Source organism: Singulisphaera chitinilytica (genome assembly GCF_049331405.1).
Lineage (GTDB): Bacteria > Planctomycetota > Planctomycetia > Isosphaerales > Isosphaeraceae > PoT.
In genome coordinates, this window is record NZ_CP186274.1 from 5,025,962 (window position 1) to 5,048,338 (window position 22,377).

A 22,377-nucleotide genomic window follows, 5' to 3' on the forward strand; every position below is an offset into this window, starting at 1 on the left:
CCGGCCGTGAGTGGAGCAGGCCAGGATCGCACGCTCCATCCACTCCTCGAAACGTCGATAGTGTCGTGATATGATGGCTTCTCGGTTTGGATAGGTCGGCGGAGCCCTTGTAGCCCGCCGTCCAACCAAGGACAGGAAATCCCAATGCCTCCCCAACTCATCGTGGATCCGGCCACGATTGCCACGGACCGGGTCCTCTTCGACCTCGACGCGATACGCAGGCACAATCCCCAGCGCTTCGAAATGGAGCAGCTCACCGCAGTGGTCGACCTCGATACGGCCAAGGGCCTCATCGTCGGCTACCTCGACGTGGGCACCGATGAGTTCTGGATCCGGGGCCACCTCCCCAACTACCCCCTGATGCCGGGCGTCCTCGTCTGCGAGGCCGCCGCCCAGCTCTGCGGGTTCTACTGCCACCGCGCGGGCCTGGTGGGCGACGGCTTCCTCGGCTTCGGCGGCATGGAGGAAGTTCGATTCCGGAGCCCGATTCGCCCAGGCGACCGGCTCGTCATCGTCGGCAAGGCCGAGAAGATCCGACCTCGTCAGCAGGTCTTCCAGGTCCAGGGCTTCGTCGGCACCAACATGGTCTTCCACGGCAAGGTCATCGGTGTCCCCATCCCTCGGAGCGACCCGAATCCCTGATCGCGACGCAATATTCTCGAGCGAACAAACTTGGATTTTTCCAGACATCATCCGGTCCCCGGCCGTCGGCCCCCCATTCGGCCTCTTCTCAATAGTCCTTCAATTCCATTATTCATCACATTTAAGCACTCGATACTGCGTCTCGTGGAGACTCCAGCAAATCCCTCCCGCCCGATAAGCCCCATTCGGTAGCAGATATCCCCACGCCACGCCGCGAACGCCCCTCCCTTCACCCCGAACCCCATCGACCTCGACACCGAGGCCCTCTTGGCCTACGATGCGGACGGGTCATGCCCCCCTTGTTATGGCGATCCGACCGACCGGGCCTTCCCCAGAAATATCCAATGACGAATCACTCTCGTTCATCGAATCCGGCGCAGATCCCCGATCAGATCCTCGTGGACCTCGCCAACTACGCGGCGAAGGACGAGGTTGGAGGCGACGTCGCGTACGAGACGGCCCGATACTGCCTGCTCGACTCCCTCGGCTGCGCCATTTTGGCCTTGCAGACGCCCGAATGCGTCAGGCTGCTCGGCCCGATCGTTCCGGGGACCGTTGTACCGCAAGGGGCCCGAGTGCCGGGGACCTCGCACGAGCTCGATCCGGTCAAAGCGGCCTTCGACATCGGCACGCTCATCCGCTGGCTCGACTTCAACGACACCTGGCTCGCCGCCGAGTGGGGGCACCCCTCGGATAACCTGGGGGCGATCCTCGCCGTCGCCGACCATATCAGCCGAGGTCGGATCGCCGCGGGACAGGCGCCGCTCACGATTCGCGACGTACTCCGGGCGATGATCAAGGCCTACGAGATCCAGGGGGTCCTGGCCTTAAAAAACAGCTACAACCAGGTCGGCCTGGACCATGTACTGCTCGTCCGCGTCGCCTCGACGGCCGTCGCGACGCAACTCCTCGGCGGCAGCGAGGCCGACATCCAGAATGCCCTCTCACACGCCTGGATCGACGGCGGGGCCCTCCGCGCCTATCGCCACGAACCGAACACGGGCTCGCGCAAATCGTGGGCGGCCGGCGACGCCACCAGCCGTGGCGTTCGCCTCGCCATGATCACACTGGCCGGCGAGATGGGTTATCCCACCCCATTGAGCGCGAAGACCTGGGGCTTTTATGACGTCCTCTACAAGGGTCGTCCCTTCACGCTCGAGCGAGAACTCGGCTCGTACGTGATGGAGAACGTCCTGTTCAAGGTCGCCTTCCCGGCCGAGTTCCACGCGCAGACCGCGGTCGAGGCCGCCTTCCAGCTCCACTCCGCGGTCGCGGGGCGCCTCGACGACATCGAGCGGATCGAGCTGATGACGCAGGAGTCGGCCGTCCGGATCATCGACAAGCGAGGCCCGCTCCACAACCACGCCGACCGCGACCACTGCCTCCAGTACATGGTGGCGATCGGGCTCCTCCACGGCGAGCTCACCGAGTCGCACTACGACCACGACGCCGCCGCCAACCCTCGGGTCGACTTCCTCCGGGCCAAGATGGTCGTGCAGGAAGAGCCGCAATACACGGTCGGCTACCTCGACCCCGAGCGACGCTCGGTCGCGAACGCCGTGCAGGTCTTCTTCAAGGATGGCACGTCGACCCCCAAGGTCGAGGTCGAGTATCCCCTGGGCCATCGTCGCCGCAGGCAGGAGGCCTACCCCCTGCTCGTCGAGAAGTTCGTCGACAACCTAGGCACCCGATTCACCGACGCACGCACGCTGTCGATCCTCGACCTCTTCAAGGATCCCGCGCGGCTCGACGCCACGCCGGTCCCCGCGTTCATGGAAATGTTCCTCGGCTGAAAAAAGGTTAGGCCGGTCTGAGGTCGATAGCCTCGCTCTCGCCACATCGGCGTTGAGCAGGCCGCCCCTCCGACCGGCCGACGATCTTTCCTTAACGTCTCTTTACATTTTCACAAACAAACATTGAATCCGTGCATGATACCGGCGAGTCGCTCAGGTCGCCGTGTGTGAACCTCGCGAGGCCTGTCCCATGCCGGAAATGCCCCCCATCATGAGTCGGTGGTAGACGCTCTGCGTGGGGGCGAGCCAGACCGAACCCGTGCCCCGGAAGGTCTGGAGTAGGCCTTCGCCGCTCGTGAGAGTTCCCAGGAGTGAGCGCGTCGACTTCTCGACCGAAAACTCGATCCGCCCCGTGCGCATCAGGGCGAAGTTCCCATCCACCTGGAGGGTCTCGTCCTTGAGGTCCACCTTCAGGACCTCGTCGGCCGGCACGGGGGACTCGAGCACGCAGAGCCCTTCGCCGCGGATCCGCGTCTGGAAGAAGCCTTCGCCGCCGAAGAGCGCCGACGAGACGTTCTTCTGCATCGCCGAGCCGATGTCGAGCGAGCCCTCCGCACAGTAGAACATCCCCTTGTCCGCGATCAGCTCCTCGCCGCAGAGTCGGTATATCAGGAAATGACTGAAAGAGGGCTCGAGGTAGATCTGCCCGGTCCCTCGGTAGCGCGGCATGACGGCCGCTTCCTTGGTGACGAACTTGTTCATCATGGCCTTGCCAAGGCCCGAGACCCCGCCGATCTTGCTCTCCATCTGGAGCCGGCCCGCCATGAAGTGGAGGGCCCCCGACTCGACGATCGCCTCGCCTTTGTTCAAACTGATCCGAACCTGTTTCAGCTTGATCCCCGCCTCGTTGGCGAAGTAGACGGTTGCGGCCGTCTGGGCGTCCTTGGCCCCTCCGAGTTTGGGATAGGCCAGGATCTCGACCCGAAAGCCCCCCGACTCCGCTTCGTCGAGCACCTCGAAATTCGCGGAGCCCCCGAGGCCGCCCGCGCGCACGGCGGGTGCGGATTGGAAGGTCGTCGGGGTCGGAGAGGGTGTAGGCGCGGGAGCCGGCGTCGGCGCATCCGGGATCGGCGGCGGCGCGACGGCGCGTTTGTCCGCAGCCCCCTTCACCGGCGAGTCGCGATCGAAGAGCCCGGCGACCCTCGAGGCGGCGATCCAGGGCCCTTCCCCCTTCCTCAGTTCCGTCTGCGGCCCGATCTTCCCTTCCGAAGCCAGTTGCACGAGCTCAGTCGGTGAGAAGGGCCCGAATTCGCCCGCCAACTCGCGGAAATACCACTCGGCTGCCATGTCCACTCCCGCAATTGCCTGGTAACGAAGGGGCTGTCTCCCCCTCGCCAGACATCCTCCCAGAGATCCTGCGCAAAGTCGCGGCCAAACCCTTCATCACTCGCATCCGAATTTCATTCCGCCAAGGATGTGCCCTCGTGGCAAATTGTTGTCCTATCTTTGAGACGAATGAAGCGAGCCGATGCGTCTCGCCTGATTTTTCGCAGCCGGGGAGAGTCTCGCGTGCCCCCCGCGAACAAGGGACTCCCTTGGAGACATTCCCCTGTTTTCATCGCTCGGTCAATCTGCATGTATGCAAGGGAGCAATGCTCACAGATGCGTCGGGCTGATTTTGGAGTGAGGAGGCAGTGATTGTTTCGTAGGGTCGAAGTCGGCCATGAAGATCGGGTGTAGAGCCGGAATCAAAGGCGAAAGCCGCGCCTTTCCAAGCGCCGACGCGAGCCCTCGGATCTGCACTTCAAGCCCAGGACTCATCCTTTTGCCACGCTCATCCGTTGGGACGAATGGGCCGTCCATCCATCGCGAAGATGAAAAATCCTTCATCTTCCGAAGCCTGAACACGTCGAAAATGCCGAGGAATGGCGGGCAGAAGGATCATCGACGAGGCTTTGCACTTGGCTGCTTCGGTAGAATCTTGTGTGTGATCGAAGCAAGTCTAGGGTCGGGATGTGAGTGAGCTGGAATTGACGTGGGAGCGAATCTCGAGTTCCATTCGCGACGAATGAACGGCCTTCGCGGGCACAAACAGGTCTCTGACACGGGTCATAAGCTTGCGATTGAAAGGCCTTGGCGCTACACTCGATACCGTCTTGGCATGAACGCACGAAATGAGTCGGATTGGGAGTTGTCGTCCCCGTCGAGTCCGCTTCGGCTCGCCCCGGGATGAGCTCAAGAGATTCGGATATATCGTCTGGTTCTCCTATTCTCCGAGCCAAGCGAGCGAGCAAGCTCCTCCCTCACATCTCCCCCTCGAATCCGGCTCGCTTCGGCCCAATCCCCACTGGAGAGACATTCGAATGATGTTGCACCTCGTGCTCCTCGCCCGACGGCAATTGCGTGCGGGGGGAATTCTGGCGATCCTCGCAGGCATGCTGGCCGCCCCCACGCTCGACGCCGCAGAGCCCGAAGCGCCGGCCCTCCCCAAGCTGAGCACCAAGGTCGCCTTCCCGAACCTCAAGTTCGAACGCCCCGTCTCGCTCGACTATCCCAACGACGGCAGCAATCTGCTCTTCGTCATCGAGCAGCACGACGCCAAGGTCTGGTCGTTCCCCAACGACAGGTCCACATCGGACAAGCAACTATTTCTCGAATTGCCCGACCCGATCAATCGCGGCAACGAGGAAGGCCTGCTCGGCCTCGCGTTCCACCCCAAATACAAAGAAAATGGCCAATTCTTTGTCTACTATTCCGCCAAGGACACGGATAAAGATGGAGTGGATCGGCGTTCCGTCGTTTCCCGCTTCACCGTTTCGAAAGACGACCCCCGCAAGGCGGACCCATCGAGCGAGAAGCGGATCTGGCAGAGCGCCAAGGATCCGTTCGAAAATCACAATGGTGGATGCATCGCCTTCGGGCCCGACGGGTTCCTCTACATCTCGCTGGGAGACAGCGGTGCCGCCGACGACCCGCTGACCACCGGCCAGAACCCCAGGGATTGGTGGGGCTCGATCCTCAGGGTTGACGTCGACCATCCCGAGAGCGGCAAGCTCTACGGAATCCCCAAGGACAACCCCGCAAGGTCGCCGAAGTTCGGTCACTGGGCACCCGAGGTCTATTGCATCGGCCTGAGGAACGTGTGGAAGTTCAGCTTCGACCGCAAGACGGGCGACCTCTGGGCGGGCGACGTCGGGCAGAATCTCTGGGAAATGGTCCATTTGATCAAGAATGGCGGCAACTACGGCTGGAGCATCCGCGAGGCCTTCCACCCCTTCCAGCCCCAGCGCCGACAGCGCCCCGAATCGGCCTCGAAGATCAGCCCGCCGATCGCCGAATACCCGCACAGCCCCCGCCAGGGCGGCGGCGATCGCACCGACGACGGCAAGAGCATCACCGGCGGCTACGTCTACCGCGGCAAGGCCATCCCCTCGCTCGAGGGCGTGTATGTTTACGGCGACTACGACACCGGTCGCATCTGGGGCCTGCGTGAGAAGGACGGCAAGGCCACTGTCAGCGCCGAGCTCATCGACGTGACCAAGCAGCCCAAGCTCAACATCGCCGGCTTCGCCGAGGATCCCTCGGGCGAGTTGCTCATCCTGGCCTTCGACAAGCAGATCCACGAACTCGTCCCGGCCAACTCCGAGGGGGCCCTGCTGAAGAGGACCCCGCAGAGCACGGGCACCGACCAGTGACCCGGCCGCCCCTCTTCGTCCTTTACAAACATTGACAAGTATCACCTGCGATTTCGAGCAATCGTGCGACACATATCGGACGGTTGCTCGTAGTCGTACCAGTCTCTCTAATCACGTCGCCCGCATTTGATCAAATCCACGTCCGATCCGAATCCAATCACATCGACATCGGTCGTAGATTGCAAAACAAGAGTGACTTATTGACAATCACGCGTGGTCACCTTTAATGTTCGACAATTCGATGCTAAGATGTAGAAGGACGATGAATGAATTGGCTCATCGTTCGCGTCGCAGCCACTTGTAATTAATTGCGACCTATAAGGAATCTTGGCACAAGCGTTGCTAGCTAAATAATTGAAATTGGCGACGTCCCACTCAATCATCACCACCACAGGAGCCAGTCATGGCCGTCAAGTCCGCCAAGCGTGAGTCCGCCACCCCGAAGGCCGCCGCCCCGGCCGCCCCCGCCTCGCAGGTCTCCGAGCAGTCCGTCCGCGAGCTCGTCCAGGTCTTCCGCCTCCTGAGCGATGAGACCCGCCTCCGCATCCTGTTCTACCTGGTCCGCAACCAGGAGCTGCACGTCACGGACCTCTGCGACCGCCTCGGCCAGAGCCAGCCGGCCGTCAGCCACCACCTGGCCCTGCTCCGCGTCTCGGGCCTCATCGAAGCCCGCCGCGAAGGCAAGCACAACTTCTACAGCGTCCGCTCCGAGGCCTTCGGCGACCTGCTCGTCAGCCTCTTCTCGGCGACCGGCGAGATCCCCAAGCGCGTCAAGTTCCACGACTTCACGCTCCAGTACACCGGCGGCTGAGATCGCCAGTCCGTGGGGGGCTAATCGCCCCCCGCATGTTTTGTCCGTCGAAGATCTTCCCCGGTTGGTCTATTCCTGGCTCCAGTCACTCTCCGGGTTGGAGCCGTTGATTTTCCGCAACACAGCTTGCCTCGACGCTCGGCCTGATCTCCCTGCCCACCCTCTTCCCCCACCCGTCGAGCGCGCGGACTCACCTAATCTCCAGTCCGGTGGAAGACTCTCGTCATGCTGGCAGCGAGAATCACACGAGAGAAATGCGAGAACCGGGGGCACCTGGCGCAGGAAGTAAACTGCACAGGCGAAGCTGCTTGGGATGGGCGCGCAAGAAATCGGACGACCTGCCAGAGGTCGTCCGCGTTGTTTCATGTTGGTAATCGAGCCCCGCTCCTCACCTCATCGTCAGGAACCGGGGAAAGGCCGAAGGCTTGGCCGATCGACTCGGGAGACGCGATGGCAACTTTTTTACCCGACGGGAAAAAGCCAGGCCGACGCTCCGTCGATTCTCGAGGAAGTGTTCGTCACTTGGAGGACGGGCTGCATCCGTTAGCCCGGGCGACCCGGATCGCTTTCACGAGTTGGGTGACACGCTTCCGGTTCGAGTGGGAAACGACGTCTTCGGCGAGCACTCGCTTCAGCAGTACGAGGGCCTCGTCGAGAAAAAGCTTTAATTCGATACTTTCGTGACGCTCTTGGCACCAGGCTTGAAATAGCTCTTCATTCGCTACCGGATTATACGGCGAGTGCATTCCATCCGAGGCGGAAATGCCCTCATTAGGGATCGAATCCCACGAGAAGTCGACCTGATAGCTCATCTTAATTGGCTCCCTCGCCACGAGGCGTAATACAAAGACGGACGACGACCCAGTTCCTGAGCGTCGGGCGTAGTGGTTTGTATTCCAACCAGCCTACTTGCTAGTTGTCACGGACGCGCCACTTCGCAACGCCCTGTATCAAGACATCCTGCAAAAAAAATTAGGCAAGATCGGATTGGCCCCGCCGCAATGGCGAAGTCGATCATCATTAACGGATCAAGTCGAGCCCGGAGGCTTTCAGGCTTCAAGCGTCCTGCCCTCCCCTCACCCGATCGTCCATTGGTTTGGATTTTGGCTTTGCGACAGCCCGTCGTCAACAACAAAAATCGAAGTCTGCAAGTTCGCTTTTGCTTGTTTTCACGAGCATTTGCGCCGATACTACCCTTTCTGCTATCCCTCGCAAGCTCTCCGAAATCCCTCAGGGTGTCGCCTTGATGGCAAGGCCCGTGACTGACAATCGGCGCCGAGCGCCTGGTCGTCGTACTCTTGGTCTGTACCAAGTTTGATAACCGAGGCGATCCAGGGAGTCTGAAACGACGTCACGTTTCCGCCAGGACCCGCCCGAAACGATTTACGCATTCGTCCATAATGAGAGGTTGACGTCGTGGAACCGACAGTTTCCTACGAACCGATGACCTACCCCGTCGACGCTCGAGGGCTGGTGGTCGAGCCGATCGGTGCCGACCGACTGCCCGACCAGCGCAACGTCCACTTGGTCATCACCGAACCCGGGTGCATTCGCGGAAACCACTACCATCGCCGCGGTTCCGAGATCACCGTCGCCTTCGGCCCCGCCCTCTTCCGCTATCGCTCGGGCGACGCCGTCGAGGATGTCGTCATCCCCGAGGGGCAGGTTTATCGGTTCATGATCCCGGCGGGGATCGCGCACGCGTTCAAGAACATCGGGCAGTCCCCGATTATCCTCATCGGGTTCAACACCGAAGCACACAACCCCGAAGCCCCCGATGTCGTCCGAGACGTCCTGATCGAAGGCTGAACGCAACTATTACGCAAATCACCGAGGTTTCCTGCCCCGGCCATCAACCGCCCATGGCAATAGAGCGATGATCGAATGAGGGGTGGCCGGGCCTCAAAGACAGCTTATCCTCTGATACCCTTGAGATCATCGCCTTTGGATATTTTTTAATTCATTTTGTATTTCTTCGTCGTTCCCAGCATCGCCGCAATCTGATCCTCCTCACGGTCTCCGATTGAATCACACGGGCTAATTTTCTTCCTCCCATCGCAGCCTGCGCCCCCAAAGATCCGCGAGAGTCGGCTGGTATCCGCACGCCTCGCGGAATCGTAAATCCTCGACATGCCCCTCGCTTGCCTCGCATTGCACACGAAGGTGCATCCAAATTGACATGTCGAAGCTTCATATCCGACTACTCTGACAATTCACCCGCCACGACCATCTGTAATCACACTCGTCGGCGACTTACGGCATGCTGATACTGGAGCGTGATTCAGTTCACCACGGCACTCGCACGCTTATCAAAGCCATCACGCCGGCCCAACTTCCAGCTTCATTCTCGTCCCTTACCAAGTCGATCCCCGGCGAGCTTACACTCCATGAGTACATGGCTGCCCTCATGGCCGTTACTTCTCGATATTGAATCGACAGACCCACCAACGTTATTCAATTAACAACAAAATGAATTAATAAATATTTTCACTTGATAATTCCTTAACTACACCGCCTTTACCCCTTCTCGCCATGGAAAGTCTAATTAAGCGGCTCGCTATTGGCCGGCGGAATGGCTCCATTCGATGAGCCGGGGCAATCACCTGCCGACGCTGGCCGATATCCTCGGCCTCGGTCGTGGGCTAGAATCTGGCCCGTCGTGTGAGTGTCGCTCAAGCGAGATCCCAAGGCCGACGAGAGGGAAGACGCCCCATGCCAGGTATTAGCCGACGAACGGTCGCACCGCTGCTCCTTTGCTTGTTCGCCAGCGTCACGCCGCAAGGCTTCGGGTCCGCACCCGAGCCGACGCAGGAGATCCCCAAGGGGGAAGTGACCAGGCACGTCTTCGAGGCGAGCAAGATCTTCCCCGGGACGGTCCGCGACTACTGGGTCTACGTGCCCAAGCAGTACGACCCGACCAAGCCCGCCTGCGTCTACATCAGTCAGGACGGGATCCAGTACAAGGCGCCCGAGGTCTTCGACTCCCTCATCGCCAAGAAGGAGATCCCCATCGTCATCGGCGTCTTCGTGATGCACGGGCGGGTCAAGGCCCCGTCGAACGCGGCCCTCGACCGGTTCAATCGGAGCTACGAATACGACGGCCTCGGCGACAACTACGCCCGGTTCCTCCTCGAGGAGATCCTGCCGGAGGTCGAGAAGCTGTCCACCTCGGACGGCCGCCCGATCAAGCTCTCGAAGTCCGGCAACGACCGCTGCATCGCCGGCTCGAGCAGCGGCGCCATCGCCGCATTCACGGCCGCCTGGGAGCGCCCGGACGACTTCCGGCGCGTCTTCAGCACGATCGGGACCTACGTCGGATTGCGCGGGGGCAATGAGTATCCGACCCTCGTGCGCAAATATGAGCCGAAGCCGCTGCGTATCTTCCTCCAGGACGGGGATTCCGACCTGAACATCTATGGGGGGGATTGGTGGATGGCCAACCAGGAGATGGAGCGTGCGCTCGTCTTCGCCGGGTACGAGGTCAACCACGCCTGGGGCAAAGGGGGACACAACGGCGAGCACGGCACGGCCCTCTTCCCCGACGCCATGCGCTGGCTCTGGAAGGACTGGCCCGCCCCGATCAAGGCAGGCGCAGGGTCGAGCCAGCTCCGCGAGATCCTGATCCCGGGAGAGGGATGGACCCTCGTCGGCGAGGGGTACAAATTCACCGAGGGCCCGATCGCCAACGCCCAGGGCGAGCTCTTCTTCTCCGACATCCCCAACAGCAAGTCGTACAAGGTCGGCCTCGACGGCCAGGTCAGCACCTACCTCGAAGACACGCAGAAGGGGAACGGCCAGGCCTTCGGCCCCGACGGTCGGCTCTACGTCGCGGCCACGGGGACGAGCAGGATCCTCGCCTTCGGCCCGGACCGCAAGCCGACGGTCATCGCCGAAGGGTTCCGCCCCAACGACCTCGTCGTTCGCCACGACGGCAGCATTTACGCGACCAACCCCGGCCAGAACGCGAATGAGCCGGGCCGAGTCTGGTACATCAGCCCGAAGGGAGAGTCGAAGGAGGTCGACACCGGCCTCAAGTTCCCCAACGGCGTCACGCTCTCCCCCGACCAGTCGCTCCTCTACGTTGCCGAGTTCCGCTCGCACTGGGTCTACAGCTTCCAGATCCAGCCCGACGGGTCGCTGGCCTACAAGCAGCGCTATTTCCACCTGCACGTCCCCGACTCGGCCGACGACAGCGCGGCGGACGGGATGCGGGTCGATCGCGACGGCCGGCTCTACGTGGCAACGCGCATGGGGATCCAGGTCTGCGACCAGGCCGGGCGGGTGAACTGCATCATCCCGACCCCCAACGGGAAGATCGCCAGCCTGGGGTTCGGCGGCAAGGATTTCGACATCCTTTTCGCAACCTGCGGTGATCGCGTCTACAAGCGTAAGGTCAAGGTCAAGGGGGCCAACGCCTTCGAGGCCCCGATCAAGCCGGCCGCCCCGCGACTCTGATCCCCGGATTACCGGTCATCCGCGAAGGCCTCCGGCATATATGAGCCCGAGGCCTTCGACCGGGAGCCTCGCGAGGAACTCGCCGGTAATCGTCAGTCACTCGGCAGTCAAAGCGCACTCTTCGCCAATCCAACTTTCATCATCATATTTTTTAACCTTCATAATAATCGCCCCAAATATTACTGAAATCCAGAGTGGGGAAACCGAACCCCGAACGTGCTCTCGCCGAGGGAAGATGGCCGCTCTCTCGTATGGCCATAATCTCCACGACGCGCATCAAACCTCGCAGGAGTCGCCACAGAGCGGTCATTTGAGCGACGGCCTGGCATTCCTTTGATGGCCTTCGTGGCGTTCTGTATGGCACAATAGATTTGAGGAGGTTGCGCCCTGGCGGGCGTCGGCCGCGTACGAATTCGGGTTACCGCGCTTGTCCCGTGGTGCCAAGACGATCATCATGGACAAATGCTGGTCGGACGGTCGCCGGCCTCACCCTTAACGGAAAAGCTAGCCGAACCGATGGCCACACCCAAGACGCCGCTCATCCTCATCGCCGACGACGACCCGAATGTATTGAAGGCGTTGAAGTTCCACCTGGAAAGCTGGGGATGCCGCGTCGCCCTGGCCATCGACAAGGGGCAGCTCTACCGCGAGCTCGATCGGGAACCCGCCTCCGTCTTGCTCCTGGACGTCCGCTTCGGCGAGCACGACGGGGTAGAGGTGCTCCGCGACCTCGTGAGCAAATCCCCCAACCTCGTCATCATCATGATGACGGCGTATGGGACGATCGACAGCGCCGTCGCCGCCATGAAGCTCGGGGCGACCGACTACCTCACGAAGCCCCCCGACCTGAACCGGCTCAAGGTCCTCATCGGCGACGCGATCGCCAAGGCGACCGCGACGGCCTCGGCCGCGGAAAAGGTCCGGTCGACTTCGAAATCGACGGCTGGACCCCCCGGGACCGAGGCCCCCAAGGGCCCCTTGATCGTGGGGAACGGCCCGGCGATCCAGAGGCTCCGCACCCTCATCGCCAGCGTGGCGCCGACCGACGCCACGGTCCTGATCCTGGGCGAGAGCGGCACGGGCAAGGAAGTGGCGGCTCGCTCGATCCACGCCCAGTCGCGCCGGAAGGACGCGCCGTTCATCGCCCTGAACATGGCGGCCCTGCCCCGTGAGCTCGTCGAAAGCACCCTTTTCGGCCATGAGAAAGGGGCCTTCACCGGCGCCGATCAGCCGCAGCAGGGGTCGGTCGAGGCGGCCGACCAGGGGACCCTCTTCCTCGACGAAATCGGCGAGATGGATGTCGGCCTCCAGTCGAAGCTCCTGCGCTTCCTCCAGGAGCGGACCTTCCAGCGGGTCGGTTCGAGCAAGGAGCGGTCCGTCGACGTCCGGATCATCGCGGCGACCAATCGCGACCCCCACGAGCAGGTCCGCAAGGGGCAGCTCCGCGAGGACCTCTACTATCGCTTGAATGTCGTCCCCTTGATTCTGCCCCCGTTGCGGGATCGCCGCGAGGACATCGGCAAGCTGGCCGAGCACTTCCTCGCCCGGGTCGCCGCCCGATATGGCCGCGCCTTCGACGGGTTCTCGCCCGAGGCCTTGCACGCCCTCTCGCAGTACGACTGGCCGGGGAACATCCGGCAACTCGAGAATATGGTCGAGCGCCTCGGCATCTTCAGCACGGGGCCGATCATCGGCCTCGACGCCATCCCGCCCGAGATCCTGAACCCCTCCTCGGCGCCCTACCAGCCGATTTCGTCGATGTCGACGCCCAGCGACTCGATCCCGGTCGCCTCGGACCTCACTCCCGGGTCGGAAGGGGACGAGCCCTTGCGACCGATCGACCAGATCGAGAAGCAGGCGATCGAGGACGCCCTGAGGCGCTCGCGAGGGAACGTGCGCGAGGCCGCCAGGACGCTAGGGTTGGGGCAGGCGACCGTCTATCGCAAGATCAAACGGTATGGGATTCACCTGGGCTGACGCCCGTCGAGAGCGCCAGGCCTCGCTCAATGCGACGGATCACCCCCACGACTTCCTCGGCGAGCGCGCCGATCAGGTCGCGCTCCCGCTGCTCCCGGATCGCGTCCTCGAGCAGGCCGGCGATCTCGCTGAGTTCCGAGTAGCCGTACATCCCGCCGCTCCCCTTGAGGTTGTGCGCGGCGGCGCCGAGCGAGTCGAGCCGGCCCCCCTCGGCGTGGCCCTGGAGCTCGGGGATCCGGAGTTTCAGGTCGTCGACATAGTCCCTGACGAGTTCCATGAAGCCCGGGTCGCCGGCGAATTCCGAGACCAGGGGAGAATCGTCGTGGGACGACCATTCGGCGGAGTTGCTGGAGAACATATCGTTGGCCTCGTCCCTGGTGGCATCGCCGCCCGGCTCGAGGTGACGACGCAGGGTGGCTGAAAGCCGTTCCCACTCGACGGGCTTCCGGAGGTAGTCGTCGCAACCCGCCGCGTAACATTTCTCCGCGTCCCCGGTCAGTGCGTGGGCGGTCAGGGCGACGATCGGCCTCGAGTAGCCTCGTTTCCGAAGCAGGCGCGTGGCGGCATAGCCGTCGAGCTCGGGCATCTGCATGTCCATCAAGATCAGATCGTAATGGCAGGAGGTGGCCATGTCGACCGCCGCCCGGCCATTCTCGGCAATCTCGATCTCGAGCCCGAGCCGCTCCAAATAATATGAAACCACGCGCTGATTGTCTCGGCTGTCCTCCACCAGCAGGAGCCGGCCGCGGAGAGGGCCGATCAGGGAGTCGTCCATGGCCGACCTCGTCCCGATGACGGCGAAGAGGTCGTCGTCGGTGTTGAACAACTCCTCGACGGAGTCGACCTTCACCGGGAGTCTAAGGGTGAAACAGCTGCCGACCCCCACCTCGCTCTCGACGGAGATGTGGCCGCCGAGGCTTTCGGCGAGGCGCTGGGAGATGTAGAGGCCCAGCCCCGTGCCGCCGAAGACGCGTGTGTGCGAGCTGTCCGCCTGGTAGAAGGGGGTGAACAGGTGGGCGACCTGCTCGGCCGTCATGCCGATCCCCTGGTCGCGGACCCCGATGACGAGGTTACCCACCGATCGGACCGACGGGGACTCGATCCCGAGCTTCACCGAGACCGTCCCCGTGCTCGTGAACTTGATGGCGTTGCCGATCAGGTTGAAGAGGATCTGACGCAATCGGGTGGGATCCGTCTCGAACTGGCGAGGGATCGGCCCCTCGGCGCTCGCGACCAGCTCGATCCCCTTCCCCCGTGCCTGGACATTCAATGACGAGAGGACCTCGGCCATGATCGCCGCGGGCGAGGCCGTCGTGATCTCGGGCTCGGCCCGCTCGGCCTCGAGCTTGGAGAGGTCGAGGAGGTTGTTGATGATCTGGAGCAGGTGCTCGCCGTTGCGGCTGATCGTCTGCAAGGCCATCGTCCGCAGGCTCTCGGGCAGCGAGCGGTCCTGGAGCATGTCGCTCGAGCCGAGGATCGCCGTCAGCGGCGTCCGGATCTCATGGCTCATGTTCGCCAGGAACTCGCTCTTAGCGCGGCTGCCGGCCTCGGCGGCGTCCCTGGCCCGGGTCAGTTCTTGTTCCACGCGGGTCCGCTCCGTCACGTCGCGAAGGATTGCCGCCAGGCAGAGTGGCGGGGCGTTCTCCGCCTCTCGGACCAGGAAGAGGTTGATCTGCACGTCGACCCGGGCCGATCCCAGCGACCCGAGGAGTTGCCCCGAGCCGACCCAGTGCCCGTCCCTGGCGACGGCCGGTAGGGCCTCGTTCTCGATGACGGCCCGGGTCGAGTCGTCGAGGAATTCGGCGATCGTCCGCGCCGGCAAGGGGCCTCGGCCCTCGAGGCCGACGAGGGCCCGGCCGGCGGGGTTGATGTAGTTGACCTTGCCGTCGGCGTCGGCCATGGCGATGAAGTCGCCGCTGTTCTCGACGAGGGCGGCGAACATCCGCACGCGACCTTCGGTCCGCCTGCGCTCGGTGATGTCGACGGTCACGCCGATCACGCCGCGATCCTCGCCGGCCGGCCCCCGGAGCGGCGAATAGTGCCCTTCGAGGAAGGCCCCGTTCATCTCCGCACACTCGATGAAGGCCTCGCCCTTGAGGGCGCGGGCGAGGTCGCTGAGGACCTTGGGGTGCTCGGCGTAGAGGTCGTGGATCGACCGGCCGACGACGCCGTTCGAAGTCATGCCGAGAGTCCCGAGCGCCCTGCCTTCGGCGAGCGTGACGACCCCCTTCGGGTCGAGGGTGAAGAGGAGGACGGGGGCCTCGTTCATGACCGTCCGCAGCCGCTCCTCGCTGTCTCGGAGTTGATCCTCGGCGCGGCGGCGGCGGAGGAACTCGCCGATCTGCGAGCCGAGGCTCGCCATCGTGGCGGTCAGCGCGGCGTCGCTCGAAACGGTCTCGGTCGTGAAGAAAGTCATGACGCCGAGGAAGTTGCCGCCGTCGGCGATCGGGAACCCGAACCCGCTGCGGAGGCCCGACGCGATGGCGGGGGCGGTCGGCAAGAACTGGGGGTCGTGCGTCAGATCCTCGACCCACCACGAAGACGGCCCCTCCGCCCAGATCCGGCCAGGCAACCCCTGCCCCTTCGTGAAGGCATACCGCTGCGAGATCCGCTCGAAAGCTCGCAGGGCGGGCAGTGGGCCACGCCAGGTTCTGGCCAACTTAAGCAGCTTCGTCGACTCTTCGAGGGCCCAGTATTCGCCGAGCTCGAAGCCGAGGCCCCGGGTGATGGCCTCGAGGCAGCCGGCGATCGCCCCCGCCTCGTCCTTGACCTCGGCCAGGACGCGTAGCGTGTCGAACTGCGTGGCAAGGCGACGTTCGGCCCGACGCTGTTCGGTCACGTCGATCCCGGTGCGGACGACCGACTTGATCGAGCCGTCGGGGGCGAGGACGGCTTTATCCGTCCAGGTGATGATCCTGCGTCCCCGGCCCTTCGAGAGCCAGACCCCTTCGTGCTCCCGCGGGAAGGATCGGGGCTCGCGGTCGGCGAAGCCTTCCGGCCTCAGCAGGCGCTCGGATTCGGGTATCAGGCCGAAGGCCCCGAGGCGACGGCCCCGGACCTCGTCGAATCGCAAGCCGCTGGCGAGCTCGCAGGCCCGGTTGAACTCGAGGACGTCGCCGTCGCGGCCGAGCAACATGACGAGGGCGCTCGTCGACTCCAGCACGGCGGCGAGCAGCTCGCGTTCGTCACTCATCGATGGCCTCGATGGCGAGAGTCGATGCCGAGGCCGGGTCCCGGGAGGGAGGACACGGCTCGAACCCGGGCAGCGGCGACATTCGGTTCGGAAATTCCAGGGCTTCGATCTCCCGCACCATTCGCCTCGTCTCTCGCTGGTAACGACCGCCCATCCTCCGGCCGACGCAACGGAATGGCCCCGGGGACCCCCGAGGCCTTGGTTTCAACCCGGCTCCCGTCTGTTTGTTTCGTCAGTCTCCGAAGAAACTCATCTCCCCGCGCAAGATATTCCAGAATTTCGGCATCTCGTCGAGGTTCGTCTTGCGGAGGAGGCGGCCCACCTTCGTCAATCGCATACCCCCGTTAACCTTGAAAGTGACGTCGAGCTGGCCGTTCGCGTTCCGGGTCACGAGCCCGTCGCGACGGCGGTCGGCCTCGGCCGCCTCCGAGCGGAACGCATAGGTCCACAACTCCGCGCCATCCCTGCCGACCCGACGTCGTCGGAGGAAGATCGAACCACCATCGATCTTCACCAGGAGCGCCAGGACCGCGATGAGCGGGGAGAAGACGACGAGGGCCAGTCCGGCAAGCACGGCATCGACACACCTCTTCCACCCATCGCCCAGGAAGAATCCGAGGTGAGCGTCGGTCGGGCTCGGGTCGGGCGCCATTCCCGGGCAACTTCGCCCAAGCCCATCGACGGGCATGTTGAAAACCGACATAAGTCCCACTCCTCGCGGCATTCTGCCCGACGAATCTCATCGTGGCTCCACTCTCTGTAATGGCAGTTCGTGTGCCAACGGGTCGTCACCCCCGCTTAAGCCCCGCCATGTCCTTATTTTTCCGGGATTTCTGGCCTGGATTCCTTTCCCGACGCCGGCCCACCTTGCCTCACTGCCTCATCGAGAGACGGCCGCGCGTATCAGAATGAGACAATTCCCGGTCGAGTCATGCACGAATCACGGAATTCGTCGCGAAATCCGGGTCTGGCACGAAACGTGGATGGCCCAGTACGCCAACGGTCGAGTCGAAGGAGTCGGCCGGGTTCTTGCCGCGTCGCCGCAAGACGGTTGACCTCGTCGTTCGAGGTGCGACGGGACCGGGAGGGCTCGCCTCCGGCACCTTTCCGGGCCAAGGCCCAGCACTTCACTTTCGATGTCGCCGCAGTCGTCACTCGCGACCTCAACCCGTTCCGACGTCGAGAGGTTGCTGCTCCTAATCGCGTCGTCATTCGCACTCAATCGATCACATTTTTAAAGGATGGTCCTGGCCATGAGGCCGTCGATATGCCACCCTGTCAGGCCGATTGGGGCTCCATGCTCGCGACCGATCAGCCATTGACGCATCCGTCCGGGCGAGAGGGGTCTGGCCGCTCGCCGACGCGGGAGCGTCGAGGCATCGGGATCGAGGCACCCCGGACGGGCCCGACACCGGCAGATCCGACCGCCGCAAGACACGACCCCGGCTCTTTGCCGCATGCCCGACCCAACACCCCCAACCGAAGTGAGGCGAGATCAAATGGCCGGGGAACCGCGAATCGGCTACCTTGGAATGGATGTCCTCAACAACGCGACCGTCTGCAATGAGGCCATGGGGCTCATCGAAGCGGGCGTCCCCCTCGAGGTCGTCTCGATCTATCCCGTCAAGAAAGCGACCTTCCATCAGAAGGAATCGCTCTGCGGGCTCCATGATCGCGTCCAGTCGATCTACCCGCTCCGGCGGTTCCGGGTCGTCCTCGCCCTGCTCTGCGCCCCGTTGCTGTTCGGTTGGCGGTTCTGGTCGATGCTGAGCAAGGCGGTCTTCGGCCCTGCGGAAGGGCCGCGGCAGCGGATGAACCTCATCTTCCAGACGATCCCCGCCACGGTCCTGGCGGTGAAGTGGCGGAACAAGGGGATCCGACACATCCACGCCCACTGGGCCAACGCCGCCACCTCGGTCGCCATGCATGCCGCGGAGTTGCTCGGGATCGGCTTCAGCTTCACCGGCCACGCCAACGACCTGTTCATCCAGCGGATCGGGCTCCGGGCCAAGATTCAGCGTGCCCGGTTCATCGTCTGCATCTCGGAGTTCCACCGCCGGTTCTACGTCGAGCTGGGTGCCGACCCCGCGAGGGTCCCGGTCATCTATTGTGGGGTCGACGTGGATCGGCTCGCCGACACGGCCTCCGACGTCCCCAAGGCGATCCCCACCCGGATCGTCTCCGTCGGCCGGCTCGTCGAGAAGAAGGGATTCACCGACCTGATCGCCGCCTGCGCCCTGCTCCGCGCCGACGGTCACTCGTTCGAGTGCATCATCGCCGGCTCGGGCCCCGAGCATTACAACCTCACGCAATTGATCCAGGACTATCAGCTCGAGGACGTCGTCTACCTGTCGGGCCGCAACGTGCTCCAGGAAGACCTGCCGTACCTCCTGGCCTCGTCCCAGATCTTCGCCCTGCCTTGCGTCCGCGACCGCGACGGCGACATGGACGGCCTGCCGCAGGTCCTGATGGAAGCGTTGGCCTGCGGCGTCCCGACCGTGTCGACCCGCTTGGTCGGCATCCCCGACCTCGTCCGCGACGGCCAGAATGGCCTGCTCGTCGAGGCCGAGGACGTCCGGGGGCTGACCCTGGCCCTCTCGAGGCTCCTGAACTTCCCCCACCTCGCCACGCACCTGGGCGAACAGGGGCAATCGTGGGTTCGCGAGCACTTCAGCCGGGACGAATGCGTCCAGAGGCTGAAATCTCTCTTCGTCTGGGCGGCCGATCAGCCCGGCAACTCGTCTCCCGAGCCGATCTATCCTTCCGCGCCTGGTTCCGTCACCGAATATCCCGAGCGGCTGCTATCCAAGATGCTTTCCTGATTTTCATCGCCTCGACTTCGTCTCATCGCCCTCTTCGATTCATACCGCATCGCAGCCGCTCGTTTTCCCTTACACGCCCGCCCCGTCATCGCCTCACCTGCGACGACAGGGCGGGCGTGCCTCCATTTCTCCCGCGACGCCGCGTCCACGGCCTCAGCAGGGCAGGGACGAGCGTGGGGCCTCGGCGTCGATCAATGCCTCTCGTCGTCTCATTCGCCTCTGCCAAAGCTCCACGTCGCCCTCTTATCGATGGATACAGAGGATGGAGATAAATCGCCCCGAGCACGGACGAGTGAGAATTGCCTCAATTCTCACGCTCAGAATGGTGGTCTTTATCTCAAAATGATTGGAGCCCCGAGGCTGTGAGGCATGGATCCTCGCCCTGGAAGCCGCCTCGTTTCGGTTCGAGAAAGAATTTACGCCGGATCTCCAGAACCACGAGGACGCGGCCAAACCCCTTATTTTTTAAGGCTTTGCGTGAGATCAAGGCTCCAACTTCACGCGATATCCTGTCACTCTGAGGGATCAAAACTTCCTTCGGCTCCGTGAGAATTATCGCGATCTGGCGCTTTGGCATCCCCTTCGCATTAACCTAAATATCAATCGCTCGCAACGATGCGAGACACGCTCGAAGACGCCAAGAGGTTGAACGACGATGAACGTCGCCAGCCGGACAGCGATCGGAGATGCGAGTTCGACGGACTCTGTCACGTCTGTCGACGGTTCGAGGTGTCGGTGCTGATGGTGGTTCATAGCAGTGATGATTCGACGACGAATCTTCGGCGATGTTCGCGAGTTTCAGATCGACGGCCGAGAGTTTTCGCACGGCACAGCGACGAATGCTGCGTCGGAATCGATCCCAGTCCCCCAGCTCCAACGCTGAAGTTGGCGGACTCCACGATGTCGTGGCCGAATCGAGCGGATTTCCGGACGACGAACGTCCTCGTTTGCCGATGGCTGCCGACCGCGACGACGCGACACCCTTGCGAAGACCCGCAAAGCCCCGTGGAAACCCTCGCGATGTTGCGAGGACGAATGCGACGCAGCAATCTCGAATGCGAAGCCGCGATGCAGTCTCTCGAGACGGGTCGCCGTCCCTGACCCCAACGCAGTCCCCGACGACCGGGTGAAGCGAGCAGGAAAAGGCTGGAATCAATCAAGCGTCCCGAATCGCGACGAAGTCGTCGCCGTCGAAGCCGACACCCCGGACCGGGAGTGGCCGAACCCCACAGATGGATCGAAGCTTGTATCGAAATTAGGTGGGGGCGGAACGATGTCGTTTCGCCCCGCGAGCGACGACCCGCTCCCGCCCTTTTCCCGCCGACGACGGCCGAATCCGCGAGGACGAAGCCGCCCTTCGATCCATGACCGGGATCGACCCGACGATGTCAACGAGCCGGGAGTCTCCGCCAGACGCCAGGCCATCCTTCCCCCCTCATGCTCCTCTGGGCCGGGACTGCCACCTCTCTGGGAGGTAGCTGCCCTGGATTCTTGCGCACGGTGACCCAGTTGGGAGGTCGTTGGACCCGGCCGCTCACTCAGGCCGAGTCGCCCGAGAAGAGCGGGGCGATCACCTCGCCCTTGCAGAGTTGAATCGGCCTGGCCAGGCGATCCTGGAGTTCGGTGGTGGGGTCGATGCCGAGGGCGTGATAGACCGTCGCGGCGAAGTCGGCCGGCGAGTAGGGCCGGCTCGCAGGATGCGCCCCCATCTTGTCGGACTGGCCGATCACCTGGCCACCTCGAACACCAGCGCCGGCGAAGACCGCCGAGAAGCAGGCGGCCCAGTGGTCGCGACCGTCCCGGGTGTTGTTGTTCCCGGTGCTCATGCCGATCCGAGGCGTGCGGCCGAACTCGCCCGCCACGATGACGAGGGTTTCGTCGAGCAGCCCGCAGGCCAGGAGATCGTCAAGGAGGGCGGAGACCCCCTGGTCGGTCGGAGGGAGGAGCCTTCCCTTGAGGGTCGTGAAGTTACCCGAGTGCGTATCCCAGGTCTGCACGTGCCCCATGTTCACCTGGACGATCGGGACCCCGGCCTGAACCAGGCGCCTGGCCATCAGCAGCGACTGCCCGAACATGTGCCGCCCGTAGCGGTCGCGGACCTTCGGATCCTCGCGCTCGATCTCGAAGGCATGGGCGACCTGACCCGACGACAGGAGCGAGTACGCCTGGGCCCTCTGCTCGCTGAACGGGTCCTTACCGCCGACCATGCTACCGGAACCGACCCCGGCGTAGCCGCTGAGGTCGTCGAGGAGGGCCCGCCTGCGCCGGACACGATCGGCGTCGAGTCCCTCGGGCAAGGAGAGGTCGCGGACCTGGAACCCGGGCTGGCTCGGATCCTGGCGGATCAGCCAGGGGTCATGCTTCGGGCCGAGGAACCCGGCATGCTGCCCGGGCCAGGTGAGAGGCCCTTCCATGAGGAAGGTCGGCAAGGTGACGCCGCTGGGGACGCCCGCCTCGGAGGGCCGGAGCTTGTCCAGCACCGAGGCATAGCAGGGGTAGTCGTCCCTCGACGCGATCTTGTCGAAGAAGGCTCCCGGCTGGGGGTGCCCGGTGAGGAGTTGGTGGGTGCCGTTCAGGTGGTTCGTGTGCTCGTGCGACAGAGAGCGGACGACCGCCAGCATGTGGGCCCGCGACGCCAGGCCGGGCAGGTGCTCGCAGTACTGGATCCCGGGGACGCTCGTGGCGACCGGCTGGAACTCGCCCCGGATCCCCTCGGGGGCGTCCGGCTTCATGTCGAACGAGTCGATGTGGCTGAGCCCGCCGGTCAGGAAGACGAAGATCATTGACTTCGCCTTCGGCCTCCCCTGCCCGGCCGCCCCCAGGGCGGGGGTCCGCCCTGCCAGCAGGCCATTCAGACCCAGGCCCAGGACGCCGGAAAAGCCGACCTGGAGGAACTCACGGCGGACGATGCCGATCGGATGAGCGTTTGGCCTGATCATCTGCGCGAATCTCGACGGATGCCGCACCGTCCCGCCGAGCACATCGCCGCGGAACACTTCTCAAACATAGCTTGAACCCCCTGCCCTCGCAAGGAGTTTCGCACGAAGGG

At 63.5% G+C, this 22,377-nt stretch carries 13 protein-coding genes; 8 read left to right on the forward strand and 5 right to left on the reverse strand.

Annotated elements, in window-relative coordinates:
- Positions 1–144 precede the first annotated feature (144 nt).
- Positions 145–642, forward strand: coding sequence for a 3-hydroxyacyl-ACP dehydratase FabZ family protein (locus tag ACOYYX_RS19855; protein WP_422922998.1), 498 nt, complete (start codon positions 145–147; stop codon positions 640–642).
- Positions 643–986: 344 nt separating this feature from the next.
- Positions 987–2,435, forward strand: coding sequence for a bifunctional 2-methylcitrate dehydratase/aconitate hydratase (locus ACOYYX_RS19860; RefSeq protein ID WP_422923000.1), 1,449 nt, complete (start codon positions 987–989; stop codon positions 2,433–2,435).
- Positions 2,436–2,588: 153 nt separating this feature from the next.
- Here the strand turns inward: ACOYYX_RS19860 and ACOYYX_RS19865 are convergent, their stop codons facing one another.
- Entirely contained in the window at positions 2,589–3,722 is a 1,134-nt protein-coding gene (locus ACOYYX_RS19865; RefSeq protein ID WP_422923002.1) for an AIM24 family protein, read from the reverse strand.
- 1,016 nt (positions 3,723–4,738) lie between these two features.
- Between ACOYYX_RS19865 and ACOYYX_RS19870 the strand changes: the two genes are divergently transcribed.
- Complete coding sequence (locus ACOYYX_RS19870; RefSeq protein ID WP_422923004.1) at positions 4,739–6,070, forward strand: PQQ-dependent sugar dehydrogenase; 1,332 nt, start codon at positions 4,739–4,741, stop codon at positions 6,068–6,070.
- Between the two features lie 403 nt (positions 6,071–6,473).
- Positions 6,474–6,881 carry an ArsR/SmtB family transcription factor gene (locus ACOYYX_RS19875; protein ID WP_422923006.1) on the forward strand — a complete coding sequence of 136 codons (408 nt, stop codon included), beginning with the start codon at positions 6,474–6,476 and terminating at the stop codon, positions 6,879–6,881.
- A gap of 518 nt (positions 6,882–7,399) precedes the next feature.
- Here ACOYYX_RS19875 and ACOYYX_RS19880 read toward each other — a convergent pair.
- Entirely contained in the window at positions 7,400–7,693 is a 294-nt protein-coding gene (locus tag ACOYYX_RS19880) for a hypothetical protein (protein WP_422923008.1), read from the reverse strand.
- A 604-nt stretch (positions 7,694–8,297) separates the two neighbouring features.
- On the opposite strand from ACOYYX_RS19880, the gene ACOYYX_RS19885 reads away from it, so the two are divergent.
- From ACOYYX_RS19885 to ACOYYX_RS19895, 3 genes are all read left to right on the forward strand, one after another.
- Positions 8,298–8,690, forward strand: coding sequence for a cupin domain-containing protein (locus tag ACOYYX_RS19885; protein ID WP_422923010.1), 393 nt, complete (start codon positions 8,298–8,300; stop codon positions 8,688–8,690).
- Positions 8,691–9,593: 903 nt separating this feature from the next.
- A complete protein-coding gene (locus ACOYYX_RS19890; RefSeq protein WP_422923012.1) occupies positions 9,594–11,336 on the forward strand; it encodes an SMP-30/gluconolactonase/LRE family protein in 1,743 nt (580 codons plus the stop codon).
- A 516-nt stretch (positions 11,337–11,852) separates the two neighbouring features.
- A complete protein-coding gene (locus ACOYYX_RS19895) occupies positions 11,853–13,313 on the forward strand; it encodes a sigma-54-dependent transcriptional regulator (RefSeq protein ID WP_422923013.1) in 1,461 nt (486 codons plus the stop codon).
- Here ACOYYX_RS19895 and ACOYYX_RS19900 read toward each other — a convergent pair.
- Together ACOYYX_RS19900 and ACOYYX_RS19905 are read right to left on the reverse strand one after the other, a co-directional pair.
- Entirely contained in the window at positions 13,285–16,506 is a 3,222-nt protein-coding gene (locus tag ACOYYX_RS19900) for an ATP-binding protein (protein ID WP_422923015.1), read from the reverse strand. The genes ACOYYX_RS19895 and ACOYYX_RS19900 overlap by 29 nt on opposite strands.
- Positions 16,507–16,738: 232 nt before the next feature.
- Positions 16,739–17,080 carry a sugar transferase gene (locus ACOYYX_RS19905; protein WP_422923016.1) on the reverse strand — a complete coding sequence of 114 codons (342 nt, stop codon included), beginning with the start codon at positions 17,078–17,080 and terminating at the stop codon, positions 16,739–16,741.
- 925 nt (positions 17,081–18,005) lie between these two features.
- Between ACOYYX_RS19905 and ACOYYX_RS19910 the strand changes: the two genes are divergently transcribed.
- Entirely contained in the window at positions 18,006–19,328 is a 1,323-nt protein-coding gene (locus ACOYYX_RS19910; RefSeq protein ID WP_422923018.1) for a glycosyltransferase family 4 protein, read from the forward strand.
- A 1,538-nt stretch (positions 19,329–20,866) separates the two neighbouring features.
- Here ACOYYX_RS19910 and ACOYYX_RS19915 read toward each other — a convergent pair.
- Positions 20,867–22,267 carry a DUF1501 domain-containing protein gene (locus tag ACOYYX_RS19915; protein ID WP_422923019.1) on the reverse strand — a complete coding sequence of 467 codons (1,401 nt, stop codon included), beginning with the start codon at positions 22,265–22,267 and terminating at the stop codon, positions 20,867–20,869.
- Between the last annotated feature and the right edge of the window lie 110 nt (positions 22,268–22,377).

What these genes read in the sequence shown, in the direction of transcription:
- ACOYYX_RS19855 (WP_422922998.1), top strand. Translation starts at nt 145, where the DNA reads ATGCCTCCCCAACTCATCGTGGATCCGGCCACGATTGCCACGGACCGG.
- ACOYYX_RS19860 (WP_422923000.1), top strand. Translation starts at nt 987, where the DNA reads ATGACGAATCACTCTCGTTCATCGAATCCGGCGCAGATCCCCGATCAG.
- ACOYYX_RS19865 (WP_422923002.1), bottom strand. Translation starts at nt 3,722, where the DNA reads ATGGCAGCCGAGTGGTATTTCCGCGAGTTGGCGGGCGAATTCGGGCCC.
- ACOYYX_RS19870 (WP_422923004.1), top strand. Translation starts at nt 4,739, where the DNA reads ATGATGTTGCACCTCGTGCTCCTCGCCCGACGGCAATTGCGTGCGGGG.
- ACOYYX_RS19875 (WP_422923006.1), top strand. Translation starts at nt 6,474, where the DNA reads ATGGCCGTCAAGTCCGCCAAGCGTGAGTCCGCCACCCCGAAGGCCGCC.
- ACOYYX_RS19880 (WP_422923008.1), bottom strand. Translation starts at nt 7,693, where the DNA reads ATGAGCTATCAGGTCGACTTCTCGTGGGATTCGATCCCTAATGAGGGC.
- ACOYYX_RS19890 (WP_422923012.1), top strand. Translation starts at nt 9,594, where the DNA reads ATGCCAGGTATTAGCCGACGAACGGTCGCACCGCTGCTCCTTTGCTTG.
- ACOYYX_RS19895 (WP_422923013.1), top strand. Translation starts at nt 11,853, where the DNA reads ATGGCCACACCCAAGACGCCGCTCATCCTCATCGCCGACGACGACCCG.
- ACOYYX_RS19900 (WP_422923015.1), bottom strand. Translation starts at nt 16,506, where the DNA reads ATGAGTGACGAACGCGAGCTGCTCGCCGCCGTGCTGGAGTCGACGAGC.
- ACOYYX_RS19910 (WP_422923018.1), top strand. Translation starts at nt 18,006, where the DNA reads ATGGCCGGGGAACCGCGAATCGGCTACCTTGGAATGGATGTCCTCAAC.
- ACOYYX_RS19915 (WP_422923019.1), bottom strand. Translation starts at nt 22,267, where the DNA reads ATGATCAGGCCAAACGCTCATCCGATCGGCATCGTCCGCCGTGAGTTC.